Origin of the sequence: Allosphingosinicella sp., from assembly GCF_035626655.1 — a bacterium.
Classification (GTDB): Bacteria; Pseudomonadota; Alphaproteobacteria; order Sphingomonadales; family Sphingomonadaceae; genus Allosphingosinicella.
The window spans coordinates 51,347-67,087 of the sequence record NZ_DASPNF010000010.1 but is presented as its reverse complement, the minus strand read 5'-3'; the positions used below and the strand labels follow the sequence as shown (position 1 = coordinate 67,087).

14 protein-coding genes are annotated in these 15,741 nt (G+C 68.8%); 9 read left to right on the top strand and 5 right to left on the bottom strand.

What is annotated here, in order from left to right:
* Positions 1-15: 15 nt before the first annotated feature.
* Positions 16-1,308, bottom strand: coding sequence for a phenylacetate--CoA ligase PaaK (gene paaK / locus VEC11_RS08650; protein ID WP_464130310.1), 1,293 nt, complete (start codon positions 1,306-1,308; stop codon positions 16-18).
* Between the two features lie 130 nt (positions 1,309-1,438).
* Between paaK and VEC11_RS08645 the strand changes: the two genes are divergently transcribed.
* On the top strand, positions 1,439-2,320 hold the full coding sequence (locus VEC11_RS08645; protein WP_464130308.1) for an alpha/beta fold hydrolase: 882 nt from the start codon (positions 1,439-1,441) through the stop codon (positions 2,318-2,320).
* A 44-nt stretch (positions 2,321-2,364) separates the two neighbouring features.
* Here the strand turns inward: VEC11_RS08645 and VEC11_RS08640 are convergent, their stop codons facing one another.
* Positions 2,365-3,831, bottom strand: coding sequence for a UxaA family hydrolase (locus VEC11_RS08640; RefSeq protein WP_464130307.1), 1,467 nt, complete (start codon positions 3,829-3,831; stop codon positions 2,365-2,367).
* Between the two features lie 89 nt (positions 3,832-3,920).
* Here VEC11_RS08640 and dacB point away from each other — a divergent pair, with 89 nt between their 5' ends.
* Both dacB and VEC11_RS08630 read left to right on the top strand, forming a co-directional pair.
* Positions 3,921-5,372: a D-alanyl-D-alanine carboxypeptidase/D-alanyl-D-alanine endopeptidase gene (gene dacB, locus VEC11_RS08635; protein WP_464130306.1), complete on the top strand. Its 1,452-nt coding sequence runs from the start codon at positions 3,921-3,923 to the stop codon at positions 5,370-5,372.
* 277 nt (positions 5,373-5,649) lie between these two features.
* Complete coding sequence (locus VEC11_RS08630; protein ID WP_464130304.1) at positions 5,650-8,493, top strand: TonB-dependent receptor domain-containing protein; 2,844 nt, start codon at positions 5,650-5,652, stop codon at positions 8,491-8,493.
* Positions 8,494-8,576: 83 nt separating this feature from the next.
* Here VEC11_RS08630 and VEC11_RS08625 read toward each other — a convergent pair whose 3' ends face one another.
* Both VEC11_RS08625 and VEC11_RS08620 read right to left on the bottom strand, forming a co-directional pair.
* Positions 8,577-8,831 carry a hypothetical protein gene (locus VEC11_RS08625; protein ID WP_464130302.1) on the bottom strand — a complete coding sequence of 85 codons (255 nt, stop codon included), beginning with the start codon at positions 8,829-8,831 and terminating at the stop codon, positions 8,577-8,579.
* Positions 8,832-8,979: 148 nt separating this feature from the next.
* The gene (locus VEC11_RS08620; protein ID WP_464130301.1) at positions 8,980-10,026 is read right to left on the bottom strand and encodes an ATP-dependent DNA ligase; all 1,047 of its coding nucleotides are present in this window, start codon (positions 10,024-10,026) and stop codon (positions 8,980-8,982) included.
* A gap of 98 nt (positions 10,027-10,124) precedes the next feature.
* Here VEC11_RS08620 and VEC11_RS08615 point away from each other — a divergent pair, with 98 nt between their 5' ends.
* The gene (locus VEC11_RS08615) at positions 10,125-11,474 is read left to right on the top strand and encodes an NCS2 family permease (protein ID WP_464130300.1); all 1,350 of its coding nucleotides are present in this window, start codon (positions 10,125-10,127) and stop codon (positions 11,472-11,474) included.
* 10 nt (positions 11,475-11,484) lie between these two features.
* Positions 11,485-12,519, top strand: coding sequence for a S66 peptidase family protein (locus VEC11_RS08610; RefSeq protein WP_464130299.1), 1,035 nt, complete (start codon positions 11,485-11,487; stop codon positions 12,517-12,519).
* Here the strand turns inward: VEC11_RS08610 and VEC11_RS08605 are convergent.
* Positions 12,516-13,007: an ureidoglycolate lyase gene (locus tag VEC11_RS08605; RefSeq protein ID WP_464130298.1), complete on the bottom strand. Its 492-nt coding sequence runs from the start codon at positions 13,005-13,007 to the stop codon at positions 12,516-12,518. The two genes, VEC11_RS08610 and VEC11_RS08605, sit on opposite strands and share 4 nt — an antisense overlap.
* 74 nt (positions 13,008-13,081) lie before the next feature.
* Here VEC11_RS08605 and puuE point away from each other — a divergent pair, with 74 nt between their 5' ends.
* From puuE to uraH, 4 genes are read left to right on the top strand one after another with little or no spacing between them, the layout of a single operon-like run.
* A complete protein-coding gene (puuE, locus tag VEC11_RS08600) occupies positions 13,082-13,990 on the top strand; it encodes an allantoinase PuuE (protein WP_464130297.1) in 909 nt (302 codons plus the stop codon).
* Positions 13,983-14,972 carry an allantoicase gene (gene alc, locus VEC11_RS08595; RefSeq protein ID WP_464130296.1) on the top strand — a complete coding sequence of 330 codons (990 nt, stop codon included), beginning with the start codon at positions 13,983-13,985 and terminating at the stop codon, positions 14,970-14,972. The genes puuE and alc overlap by 8 nt, the downstream gene beginning before the upstream one ends.
* Positions 14,969-15,409, top strand: a complete 441-nt coding sequence (gene uraD, locus VEC11_RS08590) for a 2-oxo-4-hydroxy-4-carboxy-5-ureidoimidazoline decarboxylase (protein WP_464130295.1) — start codon at positions 14,969-14,971, stop codon at positions 15,407-15,409. The genes alc and uraD overlap by 4 nt, the downstream gene beginning before the upstream one ends.
* Positions 15,406-15,741: a hydroxyisourate hydrolase gene (gene uraH, locus VEC11_RS08585; protein ID WP_464130294.1), complete on the top strand. Its 336-nt coding sequence runs from the start codon at positions 15,406-15,408 to the stop codon at positions 15,739-15,741. Before uraD ends, uraH begins: the two co-directional genes overlap by 4 nt.

Below are 15,741 nucleotides of genomic sequence, written 5' to 3'. Positions count from 1 at the left end.
TTCCGGCCGGCGTTGCTAGCCGCGCGGCCTGCGATCGACGACGCGCTGCGCCTTGCCCTGCGAGCGGGCAATGCCGCCCGGCGCCTGCAGGACGATCTCGACGCTGATCCCGATCACGCCCTTGATCCGCTCGCCGAGCGAGGCCGCATCGCGCCTGGCCTGGTCGGCCGCAGCGTCGGTGCGCGGCTCCACCTCCAGCTTCACCACGTCCAGCCGCTCCGGCCGGCTGAGCTCGATCCGGAAATGCGGGGCGAGCGCCGGGCAGGCGAGGATCTGCTCCTCGATCTGGGTCGGGAAGAGGTTGACCCCGCGCACGATCAGCATGTCGTCGCAGCGCCCGGTGATCCTGGCGATCCGCCGCATCGGTCCGTTCGTGCCGGGCAGCAGCCGGGTCAGGTCGCGCGTCCGGTAGCGGACGATCGGCATCGCCTCCTTGGTCAGCGAGGTGAAGACCAGCTCCCCCTCCTCGCCGTCCGGCAGCGGCTCGCCGGTCCCGGGATCGACGATCTCCGGGTAGAAATGATCCTCCCAGATGGTCGGCCCGTCCTGTGTCGCCGCATATTCCTGGGCGACGCCGGGGCCGATCACCTCCGAAAGGCCGTAAATGTCGACGGCCTTGATCGCGAAGGCCGCCTCGATCTCGCGCCGCATTGCCTCGGTCCACGGCTCCGCGCCGAAGATGCCGATGCTGAGCGGGGAGGCGCGCGGGTCGAGCCCCTGCCTTCGATATTCGTCGAGCAAAGCGAGCATGTAGCTCGGCGTGACCATGATGATATCCGGGCGGAAATCCTCGATCAGCTGGACCTGCTTCTCGCTCTGACCGCCCGACATCGGGACGACGGTGCAGCCCAGGGCCTCCGCGCCGTAATGGGCGCCCAGCCCGCCGGTGAAGAGGCCGTAGCCGTAAGCGACATGGACGAGCATGCCGGGCCGCCCGCCGGCGGCCCGGATCGAGCGCGCGACCAAAGCCGCCCAGGTCTCGATGTCCCGCTTCGTATAGCCGACCACGGTCGGTTTGCCGGTCGTGCCCGAGGAGGCGTGGATGCGCGCCAGCCGCTCCCGCGGGACTGCGAAGAAACCGAACGGATAGGCCTCGCGCAGATCGGCCTTGGTGGTGAAGGGAAAGCGGGCAAGGTCTGCGAGCGACTTGAGGTCGTCCGGCTGCACGCCCGCCGCCTCGAACTTCGCCCGGTAGCGTGCATTGCCCTCATATGCGTGGCGCAGCGACCAGCGCAGCCGCTCCAGCTGCAGGGCGGCCAGCTCCGGCCCGTTCAGGCGGGCATTTGGATCGCGTTCGTCCTGGTTCATCACCTGACCGTAACGAGGCCTCCGTCCATACCAAAGTCTTATCCCCGCAACAGGTCGAGGCCTATACTCCCACCCTGCCCCGGCGACTCGCTTCCTCACTCCCCGCTCGCCTCGCGCAAGGAGACGCACCATGGGTTACATCACGACCACCGACGGTACCGCAATTTTCTACAAGGACTGGGGCCCGCGCGACGCCCAGCCCATCGTCTTCCATCATGGCTGGCCGCTCAGCGCCGACGACTGGGACAACCAGATGATGTTCTTCCTCCAGCAGGGTTATCGCGTGATCGCCCATGACCGGCGCGGCCATGGCCGCTCGGGCCAGAGCGACGGCGGCAACGAGATGGACACCTATGCGGCCGACGTCGCCGCCCTGGTCGCGGCGCTCGACCTGCGCGATGCCATCCATGTCGGTCATTCGACCGGTGGCGGCGAGGTCGCCCGCTACGTCGCCCGCGCCGAGCCGGGCCGGGTCGCGAAGGCGGTGCTGGTCGACGCGGTGCCGCCCGTCATGGTGAAGAAGGAGTCCAACCCCGGCGGCACGCCGATCGAGGCGTTCGACGGCTACCGCGCCGCGCTCGCCGCCAATCGCGCACAGCTCTACATCGATATCCCCGCCGGTCCGTTCTACGGCTTCAACCGGCCCGGCGCGACGGTGTCGCAGGGCCTGATCGACAATTGGTGGCGGCAGGGTATGATGGGCAGCATCAAGGCCCAATATGAGTGCATCAAGGCCTTCTCCGAAACCGACTTCACCGAGGACCTCAAGGCGATCGACGTGCCGGTGCTCGTCATCCACAGCGAGGATGACCAGATCGTCCCTTATGCGGATTCGGGGCCCCTGTCGGCGCAGCTGCTGAAGAACGGCACGCTCCGCACCTACAAGGACCTGCCGCACGGCCTGTGTCAGACCCACCCCGACGTTGTGAATGCCGACCTGCTCGCCTTCATCCGCGGCGAGCCGCTGAGTGACGATGTCGTGGTGCGGCCGGCCATCCCAATGAATGCCTGAGTGAAGGGCGCGGAAGTCCCTGGCGGGCTTCCGCGCCTTCTTTCCTACAAGGTCACCCCCCGCTTCCAGAGCGCGATCTCGCGCTCGTCATTGCGTTCCGCGGCGGTTTCCCGCCCGGAGGCAACGGCGCGGATCGTCTCCAGCAGGGCCTCGGTCGACGGGTCAAAGCCTTCGTCGAGCACCCGGCCAGCGTCGAAGTCGATCCAGCCCGGCTTGCGGCGGGCGAGGTCGCTGTTCGAGGCGATCTTGATCGTCGGCACGGGGAAGCCGAGCGGCGTGCCGCGGCCGGTGGTGAAGAGGATCACGGTCGCCCCCGCGGCCGCCAGCGCCGTCGAGGAGACCGCGTCATTGCCCGGCGCCTCGAGCAGGGTCAGGCCGGGGCGGCTGGCCCTGGCGCCGTAGGAAAGCACGTCCGTCACGACCGCATGGCCGCCTTTCTGCACGGCGCCGAGGCTCTTTTCCTCCAGCGTGGTGATGCCGCCGGCCTTGTTCCCCGGCGACGGATTCTCCGCGAGGCCCTCGCCATAGCCCGTAAAATAGGCCTTGAAGCCATTCACCAGCCGCCCGATCGCCGCGAACACCGCCTCGTCGGCCGCGCGCTCCATGAGCAGATGCTCGGCGCCGAAAATCTCGGGAATCTCGGTCAGGATCGCTGTGCCGCCCGCCCTGGTCACCGCGTCGCTCATCCGGCCGACCAGCGGGTTGGCGGTGAGTCCGGAAAAGCCGTCCGAGCCGCCGCATTTGACCCCGAGGACCAAAGCCGAGAGCGGCACCGGGGCGCGCTTCGCCTGCGCGGCGGTCTCGACCAGCGCGTCGACCAGCGCCAGTCCTTCCTCGATCTCGTCGCCCGCCGCCTGCGCGCCCAGCGCGCGGACATTGGCGCCGTCCGCGATCCCCGGCAGCAATTCGCTCAGCTGGTTGGATTCGCAGCCAAGGCCGAGGATCAGCACCCCGCCGGCATTGGGATGGCTGGCGAGCGAGGCGAGCAGGGCGCGCGTCCCGTCCAGGTCGTCGCCGAGCTGCGAGCAGCCGAAGGGATGGGCGAAGGCGTGGATGCCGTCGACGCGCCCGGCATGGCGGACGGCCGCGCGCGCGGCGATCTTCTCGGCGATGCGGGCGACGCAGCCGACGGTCGGGATCACCCAGATCTCGTTGCGCGTGCCGACCCGGCCGTCGGCGCGGCGATAGCCGAGGAAGCCCTCGGCCGCCTCGGCCCCGGCCGGCGCGCCGTCTGTATGCGGCTGCCAGGCATAGTCGCCGCGCTCGCGCAGCGCCGTTGCGAGATTGTGCACGTGGACATGGTCGCCCGCCGCGATGTCGGTCAGCGCGCGCCCGATCGGGAAGCCGAACTTGCGCACCGTCTCGCCGGCGGCGATCGGACGCAGCGCGACCTTGTGTCCGCTCGGGACCGGCTCCGCAACCCTGACGCCGGCATCCTCCCCGGCCGCGAGGTCCCGCAGCGCCACGGCGACGTCGTCGCGCGGATCGACCCGGAACAAGGCTGAAGTCATGCGGGCGGGCTACACGATTTCGGCCGGCGCCGCGCCCTGTTTTCTGCGCGACCGTTTCGCCCTAGGCTGGTCTCGAGGCGGGAGGGTCGATGACAATCTTACGAACGGCAATAGCGGCGCTCGCGCTCGGCGCCGCGCCGCCAGCGGGCGCGCAGCCGACGAGCCGGCCGCTCACGCTGCAGCAAAGCGTCGAGGCGCAGCTCCGCCAGGCAGGGCCCGGCATCCGCTTCGGCCTGGCGGTCGCGACCGAGGACGGCCGGGAGCTGGTTGCGGTCGCCCCGGATGCGCGCTTCATCCCCGCCTCGAACACCAAGCTCTTCACCACGGCCGCCGCCTTCGCGACCCTGGCCGGTCTCGACCGCCCCGACGCGGCCGGCGGTGCTTCGGTCGCGCTTGAGACAGAGCGCGGCTCGGCGCCCGACGTCGTGCTGGAGGGCTTCGGCGACGCACGGCTGTCCAGCGCCCCCGACTGCGCCGTCAATTGCCTCGCCGCCCTTGCCGACGCGGTGGCGGCGCGGACCCGCCGCGTGCGCAACGTCATCGGCGACGACAGCTTCTATCCGGACCAGCGCTGGAGTCCGGGGATGAGCTGGAACAACATCCCGACCTGGTCCGGAACCGCCATTTCCGCGCTCACCCTCGACGATAACGAGCTCGTCCTGCGGATCACGCCGGGCGCCGTCGGCCAGCCGCCGGCCGTGGCAGCGCTGCCTTATTACACGATCGACAATCGCGCCGTGACGGTCGAGGCGGGCGAGACCGACCTCGCCTATGACCGATTGCCGTTCAGCAACGTCCTGCGCCTGACGGGCACGATCGTCCGGGGCGCAGAGCCGCAGCGCATCCGGCTCGGCATCGACGACCCGGCTTATTATGCGGCCTGGCGGCTCCGCGCCCTGCTCGTGGCGCGGGGCGTGCGCGTCTCCGGCACTGTCAGCGCGCATCACCGGCCGGTCGGCCCGGCCGCCGCACCGCCGCCCGCCCGCCGGATCGAGCGCGCGTTGCTCCTCCGCCTCGCGCCGCCGCCGCTGGTCGAGGATCTGCGCGTCATCAACAAGGCGAGCCAGAACCTCCATGCCGAACTGATGCTCCGCCGGCTCGGCCGGCAAAATGGCGGCGGCCTGATCGCCGACGGCCTTGTCGTGGTCCGGGCGATGCTGGCGCGGGCCGGCCTGCGCCGCACCGACTACGATTTTTCCGACGGCTCGGGCATGTCCACCTACAACCGGGTCACGCCGCGCGGCACGGTGACCCTGCTGCGCTGGGCAGCCGGCCAGCCCTGGGGCGCCGCCTGGCGGGCCACCTTCCCCGTCGCCGCCGTCGACGGGACGCTCGCCCGGCGCTTCCGCGGCACGGCGCTGGAAGGCCGGCTGTTCGCCAAGACCGGGTCGCTCAACGCCACCTCCGCCCTGTCGGGCTATATGGTCGCGCGCAGCGGCCGCACCCTGATCTTTTCCATCTATGCCAATGACGTACCCGACGGGGCCAGCGCCACGCCGGCGATGGACGCCGTCCTCGTCCAGATCGCCGAGCGAAACTGACACACTCGGCTCGTCGACAGTTTCGCGTCCGGGGGGTGACAGACTTGTGATTTGATGCAAACCTGATCGTCTTGGGCTTTGGGGGGCAATCCAAATGTCAGATTCGACGTTCAGAACATTCCTGGTTTCCGGCACTGCTTTCATCGCGCTGACCATCGGCGCTGCACAACCGGCTTTCGCACAGGGTACGGATGCGCAGGAAACGCAGCCTGCCACGACTCCGACGGGTGCCGCGGCGCCTTCCCAGGATCAGGAGGGTGAGGGCAACAACGTCTTCGTGACGGGTTCGCGCCTCCGCCAGGATCCGAACAACAGCGCCTTGCCGCTCCAGATCATCACCAACCAGGAGATCACGCGCAACGGCATCAGCAGCCCGGAGCAGCTGATTTCCTTCCTGCCCAGCAACGCCACCGGCCCGGACAATCTCGCGTCCAACGCCGACGTCGTCACCGGCGCCCAGCGCGGCACCAACGGCCTGTCCTCGGCCAATCTGCGCGGCCAGGGCAATTCGGCGACCCTCGTCCTGCTGAACGGCCGCCGCGTCGCCGCGCACGGCCTCCAGGGCTCCGCGGTCGACGTCAACCAGATCCCGTTCTCGGCGATCGAGCGGATCGAAATCCTGAAGGACGGCGCCTCGGCCATTTACGGCACCGACGCGATCGGCGGCGTGATCAACTTCATCACCCGCACCGATTTCGAGGGGATCAGCGTCCAGGGCTTCTCCGACATTACCGAGGAGGGCGGCGGCAATATCTACAGGCTCTCCGGCATCGTCGGCTATGGCGACCTCGACGAGCAGGGCTTCAACGTCATGGCCGCGGTCTCCTACAGCTGGAACCGCATCCTGCGCGGCTCGGACCGCGATTTCGTCAACGGCAACCAGCCCAATCGCGGCCTTTCGATCGACACGCGCGGCGCACCGGTCGCATCGATCTTCAACATCGCCGCGAACCCCAATCAGTTCCCCGCCGGCACCTTGCTCACCGGCCTGACGCTGACGCTGCCCAACGGCGCGAACGGCGCCGCCGGCGGCATCAACATCCTCGATCTTCCGGGCGGCGCCGGCTGCGAATCGGTGGACGGCGGCATGGCCTATGACGAGGTCCTCTGGGCGGTGGCGACCGCGCAATATGCCTGCTCGTGGGACACCGGCCGCGCGGCTGTGATCCAGCAGCCGATCCAGACGCTCACCTATTATGGGCGCGGCGTCGTCCGCCTGGGCGAGGCCCACGAAATTTCGCTCGAGATCACCGGATCGGATGCCGATTCGTCCAAGCAATTCTCCGCCAACCAATATTCGTCCAGTGCCACGACCCTGCCCTGGGCCTATCCGCTCAATCCGATGACGGCGGCGACGTACAACCAGGTGTTCAATGCGATCCGGGCGGCGTTCCCCAATCCCGCGCAGCAGGCGGCGCTCGACGCGCGCTACGGACGGCCGATCGCCGGACGCTGGCGCTGCATCGCCTGCGGCCCGCGCGAATATGAGACCAACACGAGGACCTTCCGCGCCGCGCTCGGCGTCGAGGGGCCAATTTTCGAAAACTGGACCTATCGGGCCGGCGCCTCCTATGCGCGCAGCGAAGCCCAGTCGGTGCTTGGCACCGGCTATCATTTCCGCGGCGTGTTTACCGCCAACGATCCGAACACGCCGATCGACGACCGCGGCGCCTATGATCCGCGGGCGCCCACCGCGCCGGGCGCCGCCGGCCCGGGCATTATCGGCCTGCTCAACTCGGGCATCCTCAACCCGTTCAGCGAAACCCAGACTGCGGAAGCGCTGGCCGCCCTTGATGCCGTCTCGGCCGAGGGGACCGTGCTTTATGGCGGCCGCTATGAAGTGCGCCAGTTCGACGCGGCGCTCTCGGGCACGCTTTTCCAGATGGGCGGGCGCGACGCGCAGCTCGCCGTGGGCGTCGACTATCGTCGGGAGAGCTACGAGTTCAACGGCTCGGCCGCGGCCGCGCTCGACCAGCCCGACATCTTCAACGTGGCGTTCGACAATATCAACGCTCTGACGCCCAAGCACCGCACGGTGAAGGCGGCTTATGCCGAGGCTTTGTTCCCGGTCCTGCCGGGCCTCGACATCATCCTCGCCGGCCGCGTCGATGATTATACCGGCTTCGGCTCGACCTGGAATCCGAAGATCTCGACCCGGTTCCGCCCCGCAGACTGGATCATGTTCCGCGGCTCCTACGGGACGGGCTTCCGGGTGCCGACGTTCAACCAGATCTTCAACGGCACCACGATATCGCCCAATCCGGGCAACACGCTCGTCGATCCGACCCTGTGCCCGCAGGGCACGGTCAACGGCCCGCAGCCGCAATGCGCCCCGATCACCCCGGATTCGCTGAGCGGCGGCAATCTGACCCTCGAGCCGGAAACCTCCGAGCAGTTCACCATGGGCGTGGTCTTCCAGACCCCGGGCTCGAACCCGTTCCGGTTCAGCCTGGCGATGGATTATTGGAGCATCGCGGTCGACAACACGATCGGCACGATCACCATTCCGCAGCTCCTGGCGAACATCAACGCCTTCCCCGAGCGGATCCAGCGTACCAACGGGATCATCACCGGCGTCGACCTTCGGACGGGCAATTTCGGTTCGCGGCGGACGCAGGGCATCGATTTCGCGCTGCGCGCGTCGTGGGACGGCCTGGGCGGCATCTTCAACACCGGGCTGGACGGGACCTATCTGCTCGAGAAGCGCGAGAAGCTGCTGCCCAACCTGCCTTATACGGACCTGATCGGCGTCTTCACCCTCACCGGCGATCTCGGCCTGCGCTGGAAGCACAATGCGTTCATCAGCTGGCGGAACGACGACTGGAACTTCACGCTGACGCAGATTTTCCGGAACGGCTACCGGAACCAGGCCTTGCCGGGCTCGGCGGCGCGTCCGGATTTCAATCCCCGGGTCAGCGACTACATCATCTACAATTTCTCGGTCACTTATACCGGCCTCGAGCATGTCAGGCTGACCGCGGGCGTCCGCAACGTGTTCGACCGGGATCCGCCCTTCGCGATCACCTATGACAGCAATACCGGCGCGGGCAGCTCCTGGGAGCCGCGCGTTGCGGATCCGCGGGGCCGGTCGTTCACGATTGCGGCGGAGTTCACCTTCTAGGCCTCAACGCCGGCTTCGGCCAAGGGAAAGGCGGCGGTCGCGAGACCGCCGCCTTTCTGTTTTCTTGCCGTCCGGCGTCCGCTTTACGGGCTCGTCGGAAAGTCCGTCTCGTCGTTCGTGAGCTCGATGATGCCCCAGATGATCAGGCCCAGCACAACCGCGCCGGCGATCCAGAGGCCCGGGCCTCTCAGCTGGCCCGAATCGCTCATGTTCGCGCCGGCTCGCTCGACATTCGCAGCGCCGGCCAGGCTTAAAGGCGCCGCAGATTGCGCGGCCGCAGCGCTGCTGATCGTCAGCGAAAGCGCCGTCAGCAATGTCCCCGTCAGTTTCAAACTCATGGAATTCCTCCCAGGCCACATCAGGGCCGCCGCCGCTTGATCCTCGTTAACCGCCTGAACAGCCTTTGGATTTCACGCCGGTGACCGGGACTCTCGCTAACCGAGCGGCGCCAGTCTGTCCAATAGTTCGGCGGGCGCGACCGCCATGTCAGCCGGCGAAACCGAGCTGCGAGGGCGCGATCGGCGGGGCGAGCTGCTCGAAGGTGCACTGCCGCGGATCCTTGTCCGGCCGCCAGCGCAGGAAATGCGTGCCGTGCCGGAACCGGCCCCCCGTCACCTGGTCGTAGAGTATCTCGGCGACCAGCTGCGGCGCGAGCGGCACCCAGGGCGTCTCGCGGCCCGCATTCCAGCGGCTCGGCCCGCCCGGGGCCTTGCCGGTGAACCCCACCCCGCCCGAAAGCGGCGCGACGGTGGCGACAAGCGCAGTCTTTTGCGCGCGGCTGAGCCCGGAGACGAAGCCGACATGGTCGAGCAGGCCTTCCTCGTCGTAGAGGCCGAGCAGGAGCGAGGCGATCGCCTCGCCGCCTTCCTCGTAGCGGACGCCGCCGACCACGCAGTCCGCGGTCCGCCTTTGCTTCACCTTGAGCATCGCACGCTCGCCCGGACGATAGGGTTGGTCCCGGCGCTTGGCGATGACGCCGTCCAGCGCGCCGCCGCTCCGCTCGAGCCAGCCGACGGCCCTGTCGCGGTCGCGCGTGCAGGGGGACAGCAGCAGGTCGGGCACGGCCTCCGCTTCATGGAATCGCTCGAGCGCCTCGCGCCGCTCGGCGAGCGGGCGTTGCCGCAGGTCGCGCCGGCCGAGCGCGAGCAGATCGAACAGCATGAGCTGGGCCGGAGTCTCGCGGGCGAGCCTGGCGATCCGGCTCCCGGCCGGATGCAGCCGCGCCTGCAGCGCGTCGAAGGACAGCCTGCCGCCGATCGGAAGGATCAGCTCGCCGTCGAGGAGGAAATGGCGCGGCCCGAGATCCGCGAGCATCGCCGCCACCTCCGGGAAGTAGCGGCCGAGCGGCTTGCCGGATTTGGAGAAGATCTCCACCCTATCGCGGTCGCGCCGGACGACGGCGCGGAAGCCGTCCCATTTGGGCTCGAATTGCCAGCCGTCGCCTTCCGGCAACTCGCTCACCAGCTTCGCCTCCATCGGCGCGAGCGGCGCGGCTTCGGCTGCGGGACGGACGGTTTCGGACGGGCGGGTCATGCGTGCCGGATAAACCCCTGCGCCGCGGCCGGGGTCCATACCGCCGGCGGGGCTTTCTTCCGCTTCGCGCCGCGCTAAGCTGCGGCAGGGAGCGGGGCATGGCGACGGAAGCTGAACCGGAAAAGCAGGGCCTGCTCGAACGGCGGTTCGAGCTGAATGCGCGCGGCACCAGCCTGCGCACCGAGATCCTCGCCGGCATCACCACCTTCCTCACCATGGCCTATATCGTGCTGGTCAATCCGGCGATCCTCGGCCAGGCGGGCATGCCCGTGGCCGCGGTCGCCGCTGCCACCTGCCTCGCCGCCGGCTTCGCCAGCATCATGATGGGCCTCGTCGCCAACGTGCCGCTCGCGCTTGCGCCGGGCATGGGCCTCAACGCCTATTTCAGCTTCACCGTTGTCCAGGGCATGGGCGTGCCCTGGCCGGTCGCCCTGGGCTGCGTCTTCATCTCGGGCGTCGCCTTCCTGCTGCTGACCTTCGCCGGCATCCGCCAGCTCATCATCCAGGCGATCCCGCCGCATCTCTTCGCCGCAGTGGCGGGCGGAATCGGCCTGTTCATCGCCCTGATCGGCCTCAAGAATGCCGGCATCGTCGTCACCAGCGAGGCGACCTCGGTGACGCTCGGCGACCTCCGCGCACCCACCGCCGCGCTCGCTCTGTTCGGGCTCGTCGTCACCGCTGCCCTGACCGCCTGGAAGGTGCGCGGCGCGATCCTGATCGGCATCGCCGCGACCACGCTTGCCGCCTGGCTCGCCGGCCAGGTCAGCCTCGCGCCCCAGCCCTACGACCTCAGCGCCATCTCCCAGACCGCCTTCCAGCTCGATCTCGCCGCCGTGTTCGCCCTGTCGGGCAGCCACGGCCTCGGCCTGTTCGAAATCCTGTTCGTCTTCCTCTTCGTCGACCTGTTCGACAATGTCGGCACCCTGGTCGGCGTCACCCGCCGCGCCGGGCTGATCGGCGAGGACGGCCGCATCCCGAAGCTCAACCGCATCCTGTTCACCGACTCGGTCGCCACCATCTTCGGCAGCCTCGCCGGGACCAGCACCGTCACCTCCTATGTCGAGAGCGCCGCCGGCGTGCAGGCGGGCGGGCGCACCGGCCTCGCCGCGGTGGTGACCGGGCTGCTCTTCCTGCTGATGATGCTAGCCGCGCCTTATGCGCAGCTCGTGCCGCTCGCCGCCACCGCGCCGGCCCTGATCCTGGTCGGCGCGCTGATGATGGCACCGCTCGCCGACATCGCCTGGGAGGAGCCCGAGATCGCCATCCCCGCCTTCCTCGCGCTGGCGATGATCCCGCTCACCTTCTCGATCGCCAACGGCCTCGCCTTCGGGATCACCGCTTATGCCTTGCTGAAGCTGCTGCGCGGCAAGGTCACGAAGATGGACTGGCTGCTGCTTGTGCTCGCGGCCCTGTTCGTCGCACGTTTCGCCTGGCTGTCGGCCGGTTAAGGGAGAGCGCATGCTGAATCGACGCACGATGATCCAGGGAGCGGCGGCTGCCGCTATGCTTCTGCCGACGGTCGCTCAGGCGGCGCCTTTGCCCGCGCGTCGCAAGCCGCCGCGGCTTCGGCCGGGGGACACGGTCGGCCTGGTGGAGCCGGCCTATTTTACCGCGGACTCCTTCGACCTCGACCAGATCCAGGCAACAATCCGCGCCATGGGCCTGATCCCGAAACCCGCCGCCAATCTCCTCAGCCGCCACGGCTATCTCGCGGGCACCGACCGGGAGCGCGCCCGCGCCCTGAACGGAATGTTCGCCGACCGCGAGGTCAAGGCGATCTTCGCGGTGCGCGGCGGCTGGGGCAGCGCCCGCATCCTGCCGCACCTCGACTGGGGCCTGATCCGCGCCAATCCGAAGCTACTGACCGGCTTCAGCGACATCACCGCTTTGCACCTTGCGCTCGCCGCGCGGACCGACTGCCCGACCATTCACGGGCCCAATGCAAGCAGCGCCTGGGGGCAGCTTTCCTGGGACAGCTTCCGCCGGCTCGCCTTCGAAGGCGAGACGCCGACCTGGAGCAACCCGGCCGCGGCGGGCGACCGCCTTGCCCCGCGCAACCCGATCCGCACCTTCCGCCCCGGCCGCGCCAGCGGCCCGCTGCTCGGCGGCAATCTTACCGTGCTCTCGGCCCTCGTCGGCACGCCCTTTCTGCCGAGCTTCGAAGGCGCGATCCTGTTCCTCGAGGATACGGACGAGGCGCAATACCGGATCGACCGCATGCTCACCCAGCTCGCCCTCTCGGGCATCCTCGGCCGCGTCGCGGGCGTGGTCTTCGGCCAGTGCACCGATTGCATCGCCCGCAACTCCTCCTCGATCGGCGGCTTCACCTTGTCCGAGGTGCTCGCCCACCACCTCACGCCGCTCGGCGTCCCCGCCTTCCAGGGCAGCCTTTTCGGCCATATCGAGAACCAGTTCAGCATCCCCGTCGGCATACGCGCGGAGATCGATGCGGCGGAGGGAACGATCCGGATGCTGGAGCCGGTGGTGGCCTAGAGGCGGACGCGGATCCGGTCCGCCAGCTCCACCTCCACCTCCTCACAATTGTCGCCGGGCCCGGCCCGGTCGACGACCAGGAAATCGCTCTCTTCAAGGACGAGCAGGAAGTGGTGCCAGGTGCCCTTGCGATAATGCACGCCCTGGTGCCCTTCCGCCCGGAACAGCCGCACCGCGGCGGGGTCGAACGCCCCGGCCGGCGCCACCGCCACCAGATAGGGCCGGCCGCCGAGCGGCACGAAGCTCTGGCTGCCCAGCGGGTGGCGCTCGAAGGTCCTCAGCACCAATTCGCCGAGCGGCTTCGCGCGGAACAGGCTGATCACGGCGCGGCCGCCCTCGTCCGCCACATCCACCTCGGCGAGCGCGTCGTAGCGGACCGCATGGCCCTGGTTGATGTCGATCTTCGTCGCCGCGTCCGAGGCCTCGATCACGCTGCCGAACGGCGCGAAGGCCGCGGCGGTCAGGGGTTCGGGGGTCAGCTCGCGCATGGAGCTTTCTTATTTGGAGACTTGTGCGCGAGGAAGCTCCGTTTCATCCTGCCTTGTTTGAACAGGCGCTGCATTTGACCGACACCTCTTATCCCCGCGACCTCACAGGCTACGGCCGCACGCCGCCGCATGCGGCCTGGCCCGGCGGCGCGCGCATCGCCGTGCAGCTCGTGCTCAATTATGAGGAAGGCGCCGAGGCCAATGTGCTCGACGGCGACCCGGCCTCGGAAATCTTCCTCTCGGACATCGCCAACGCCCGGCCCGTTCAGGGCGCGCGGCACATGAGCATGGAGCAGATCTACGAATATGGGTCGCGCGCGGGCGTGTGGCGGCTTCTCAGACTGTTCGAGCGTTACGGCGTGCCGGTGACCGTGTTCGGCGTCGCGCTGGCGATGCAGCGCAATCCGGCGGCGGTTGAGGCCTTCCTCGAGGCGGGGCACGAGATCGCCTCGCACGGCTGGCGCTGGATCAACTATCAGCACGTGCCGGAGGCCGAGGAGCGCGCGGACCTGGAGCTCGCGATCGACGTCCACCGGCAGCTGACCGGCGAGCGCCCGCTCGGCTGGTATACGGGCCGGACCAGCCCCAACACCCGTCGGCTCGTCGCCGGGGAAGGCGGGTTCCTCTACGACGCCGACGACTATTCGGATGACCTCCCCTTCTGGACCAGGGAAGCGGGCCGCGACCATCTGATCGTCCCCTATTCGCTGGAGACCAACGACATGCGGTTCGCCAGCGCGAACATGCAGACCGGCGACCAGTTCTTCCATTATCTACGCGACACGTTCGACGTGCTGTACGCGGAGGGCGAGGAGCGGCCGAAGATGATGTCGGTGGGCCTGCACTGCCGCCTCGCCGGCCGGCCGGGCAAGTTGGCCGGGCTGGAGCGCTTCCTGAAACACGCGCTCGGCCACCAGGACGTCTGGTTCTGCCGGCGCATCGAAATCGCGCGGCACTGGCGCGAGGTGCATCCGAATGTTTGAAGAGCTGCGCCGCCACCATATCAACCTGGCCCAGCCGCGGCTGGGGGCCGAAGTCGTCCACGCCACCGACGATTTCTTCGCCGACAAGGCGCGGCTGATCGATCCGGCCGAGCCGGTCTTCATCCCCGGCAAATATGACGAGAACGGCAAGTGGATGGACGGCTGGGAGAGCCGCCGCAAGCGCGTGCCCGGCCATGACTGGTGCGTGATCCGGCTTGGCGTGCCGGGCCTTGTCGCGGGCTTCGAGATCGACACCAGGCACTTCACCGGCAATTACCCGCCGGGCGCAGAGCTCGAGGTCTGCCGGAGCGTGGGGGCGATGCCGAACGACGAGGCCGGCTGGACGAAGGTCACGCCGCGCCTCGCGCTCAAGGGGGACGACCGGATCTACGTGCCTGTCGAGCATCGCGAGCCCGTCACCCACATCCGCCTCAACATCTTCCCCGACGGCGGCGTCGCGAGGCTGCGCGTCTGGGGGCGGGTGGCCAAGGACTGGTCGACCGTGGACTGCGACAAGCGCCTCGATCTGCTGGCGATGGAGAATGGCGGGCGCGGCATCATCGCCAATGACGAGCATTATGGCAGTATCGAGAACCTGACCGCTCCCGGCCGCGGCGTTAACATGGGCGATGGCTGGGAAACGCGGCGGCGGCGCGAGCCCGGCCATGACTGGGCGATCCTTGAGCTCGGAAGGCCGGGGATCATCGACGAGGTGGTCGTCGACACCGCCCATTTCAAAGGCAATTATCCGGATCGCTGCATCCTGCAGGCGACAGCCGACGCAAGCGGCACGCCCGAGGAGATCGCCGCGGCGGCAGAGAGCTGGCCCGTGCTTCTGCCGGAGGTGAAGCTCTCGGCGGACAGCGTCCACACGTTCCGCGAGGAGATCGTCAGCCTCGGCCCGATCCGGTTCGTGCGGCTCAACATCATCCCCGATGGCGGCGTCAGCCGGCTGCGGCTGTTCGGGCGCGTCGTCCGATGACCGCCTTGTTCGAACATTCCCCCTGGGTGGAGGCGCGCGCCGATGCGCGTCCCGCCTCGGGCGAACGCCATGCCGACCTGATGGCCGTCGTCAACGAGGCGACGCCCGAGGAGCAGCTCGCTTTGATCCGCGCCCATCCCGAGCTCGCCGGCAAGGCCGCGGTGGACGGCACGCTCACCGAGGCCAGCGCCGCCGAGCAGGCGAGCGCCGGGCTCGACCGGCTGACCCAGGCCGAGTTCGACCGCTTCCACGCGCTCAACGCGGCTTACCGCGCCAAATTCGGCTTTCCCTTCATCATCTGCGTGCGCCTGACCGACAAGGCGGGCATCCTCGCCGCGATGGAGCGCCGCCTCGCCAACGATCGCGACACCGAGATCGCCACGGCGATCGACGAGATCGGCAAGATCGTCCGGCTCAGACTGGAGACGACGGCATGACCACCCTCTCCACTCACGTGCTCGATACGATGCACGGCCGCCCGGCCGCGGATCTGGCGGTGGTGCTGAGCGGCCCCGACGGCGAGATTGCGCGCGGACGGACCAATGCCGACGGCCGCTGCCCGGACCTGGCGCAGACGGGGCTCGCGCCGGGACGCTATGCACTACGTTTCGCCGTCGCGGCCTATTTTCGTAGCCAGGGCGTCGACCTGCCCGACCCGCCCTTCCTCGACGAAGTCCTGATCGACTTCGGCATCGCGCCGGACGGCGGCCATTATCACGTCCCCCTGCTCGTCTCGCCCTATAGCTATTCGACCTACCGGGGCAGCTGA